Here is a 2,671-nt window from a genome sequence, read left to right as displayed (position 1 = left end):
CGGGTGACGGACATCATGGGAGAGATCAGCGCCGCCAGCAGCGAACAAAGCGCAGGGGTGGGTCAGGTGGGAGAAGCCGTCACGCAGATGGACCAGGCCACGCAGCAAAACGCAGCGTTGGTGGAAGAAATGGCGGCCGCCGCCAGCGCCCTGAACGCCCAGGCCGGCGAACTGGTCAACGCCGTGGCGGTCTTCAAGCTCGACGCCAACGCCGTGCGCAGCGCGCCAGCACCGGCACCCCGAGCGACCATCGCTGCCCCGGCATTCACTGCCCAACGCGGTGCAGGCGCGACCAAAGGCGCCAGCAAGATCGGCAGCGCAAAGCCCGCCAAACCCCAGGCCAGCCTGGCAGCGCCCAAGGCCAGCGCAGCCGCCCCTGCAGCCAGCACCAGGCCCCCGGTTGCCAGCGCGCCAGCGCCTGCAGCCGCCGCCAAGGGTGGCAACGACGACGAATGGGAGAGCTTCTGAGCGGGCATGCCCCCGCCTGAGGGATAACTACGAGGGATATGGATAAAAACAGGACCTGGCGCTTGCCCATCAAGCGCAGGTAGCTATCAAAAGAAAAGCACGCTGAGGGGCATCCTCAGCGTGCTTTTTTTGTTCTCTGTTTTCTATTTCTGTGGGCGGACTGGCTGCATAGCCCCGCGCAAGTCGCTTAGCGGTGGGGATCTGGATACACCAGGTGCAAGCCCGGAACCCGGGGGCGCTGAAAAGGCTGCCAGACCACTTCCGGCCCATGCGGTTGCCCCAGGCGGTCGGCCACGGCCCACCAGGCGCTGGGGTTCAGGCCGATGCCAAAGTGGCTGGCCACCACTTCGATGTTTTCGGTGTGCGGGTTGTGCGCCGCCGGGGCCTGGATGCTGCCGCGCCAGGCCACCACGCCATCTGTGCGCGAGTAGATGCTGGTGGTGGGCACGGGGGGCGCTTCGGGCAGGTTGTAGCTCTCGGTTTCGCGCTCGATGTTGCGGCCGCTGGCGAACTGGTAGATGCGCCAGGCATTGGTCGAGGTGTGGTGCCCTGCGAATGGCGTGCCCAGTGTGATCACACAGCGCACCAGGTCGGGCATCTCCTTGGCCAGCTCGCGGGCATAGACGCCGCCCAGGCTCCAGCCCACCAGGCTCACCTTGCCGCCACTGGCTTGGGCGGCCTCCTGCAGCTGGCGCTTGGCGGTTTCCAGCACGCCATCGCGGGGGCCCAGGTTCAGGCCCTGGCCCCAGCCCAGGGTGTCGTAGTTGCGCGAATCCAGGTAGCGGCGCAGCGGCACGGTGGTGGCGTCACCCGCCGTGAGGCCCGGGAACACGATCACCGTGTGGCCGTCGCCCAGCGGGGCGCGTTGCAGCACCGGCCAGGCGGGCAGCACCGCGCCAAACTCCCAGGGCGCCCGCAGCTCCAGCGCCAGCAGGGGCAGGCCCGGGGCGGGGATGTGGTTGGGATCGGTTTCTTTGTTGCTGAAAAGGGGCATCGGATCGTCAGTCAAAAGCGGAGGGCGCACAGGCGGTAGGGCCGCTGTGGAAGTTAGCATTTTTTTGCCTGCGCACCGGGGCTGGGACTGGAGCTAGCTCTCCAATCCCAACCGGGCAGGCCGGGGCTGCGACAGGGGGGGAGCGCACTGAACCGACCGGATGCGGCGTTTTGTCAATAAATGCCCGGGCGAATGCAGGGTGATCTGTGGCGCCCAGGCCGGAGTTGCTGCGCTGCGGCGAAATAGCACTGGTGACAAAGATCGCTCACGGATAAGGTGGTGACAGCCAAAAAAAACACCTTCAAACCACCACCAGTCCAGAGGAGAAGCAGGATGAATCAGCTGAAGATATCAACCCGACTTACCGTAGCGTTTGCCGTCATGGTGTTGTTGCTCATCGCGCTGGGGGCGGTCAGCCTGATCCAGTCTGCGAGCCAGCGCGCAGAGCTGAAGGATGTGATTGACGTTCGCATCCCCATCACTAAAGCACTGGGCACGTTGACCGACCGGGTGAATGTGCAAGCCATCCAGGTGCGCAATCTGGCGATTTTCACGACCGAGGCCGTGACTAAGTCGTCCATGGACCAGATTGCCGCGTCGAGGGCGGAAGTGGACGCGCAGTACAAAACCCTTGACGCGCTGATCGTCTCGGAAAAAGGCAAAGAAATTCTGGCGCGCATGCAACAGCGGCGCGCAGACTTTGCAAAGATTGGCGTGCAGTACCTCACCATGATCCAGCAAGGGCAGAAGGACGAAGCCACCAAGCTGCTGGAAGAGCAGTATCGCCCCGCGCAGCTTGCCTACCAGGCGGCTATTCAGGAGCAGGTTGAGTTTCAGGCCCAGACCACGGTCAAAGCAGGTGAGCGGGCCGAAGCTGCCGCCGCTGCGCTGCAACGGGATGTGTTGATCGCTGGCGTGCTCGCCATTGCGATTGCCGTCTTTCTCGCCATCACCATCATCCGCTCCATCACCCGCCCCCTGGCGCAGGCCGTGGAGGCTGCCGACCGTGTGGCCAGCGGCGATCTCAGTGGCCAGATCACCGTGAGTTCCAAGGACGAAACCGGCCACCTGCTGGGCGCCTTGCAGCGCATGCAGCAAAGCCTGGTGAACACCGTGGGCTCGGTGCGCCAGAACGCGGAAGGGGTGGCCTCGGCGAGCTCACAGATTGCCTCGGGCAACAACGACCTGTCGGCACGCACGGAACAGCAG

2 protein-coding genes and 1 pseudogene are annotated in these 2,671 nt (G+C 64.7%); 2 read left to right on the top strand and 1 reads right to left on the bottom strand.

The window, feature by feature from the left end; translation table 11 throughout:
- Positions 1-468, top strand: a pseudogene (locus tag ACSQ22_RS26215) (methyl-accepting chemotaxis protein); the annotation flags it as partial.
- A 187-nt stretch (positions 469-655) separates the two neighbouring features.
- Here the strand turns inward: ACSQ22_RS26215 and ACSQ22_RS26210 are convergent.
- Positions 656-1,462: an esterase/lipase family protein gene (locus tag ACSQ22_RS26210; RefSeq protein ID WP_436131954.1), complete on the bottom strand. Its 807-nt coding sequence runs from the start codon at positions 1,460-1,462 to the stop codon at positions 656-658.
- Between the two features lie 333 nt (positions 1,463-1,795).
- Here ACSQ22_RS26210 and ACSQ22_RS26205 point away from each other — a divergent pair.
- Positions 1,796-2,671: MCP four helix bundle domain-containing protein (locus ACSQ22_RS26205; protein ID WP_436131953.1), on the top strand; the 876-nt coding region annotated here is incomplete at its 3' end.

This window comes from Acidovorax sp. LjRoot38, assembly GCF_964252975.1.
Lineage (GTDB): Bacteria > Pseudomonadota > Gammaproteobacteria > Burkholderiales > Burkholderiaceae_C > Acidovorax > Acidovorax facilis.
The sequence above is the reverse complement of the archived record's forward strand: the minus strand, read 5'-3'. Positions and strand labels throughout refer to the sequence as shown.

Coding starts and splice junctions, on each gene's coding strand:
- ACSQ22_RS26210 (WP_436131954.1), bottom strand. CDS start 1,462: ATGCCCCTTTTCAGCAACAAAGAAACCGATCCCAACCACATCCCCGCC.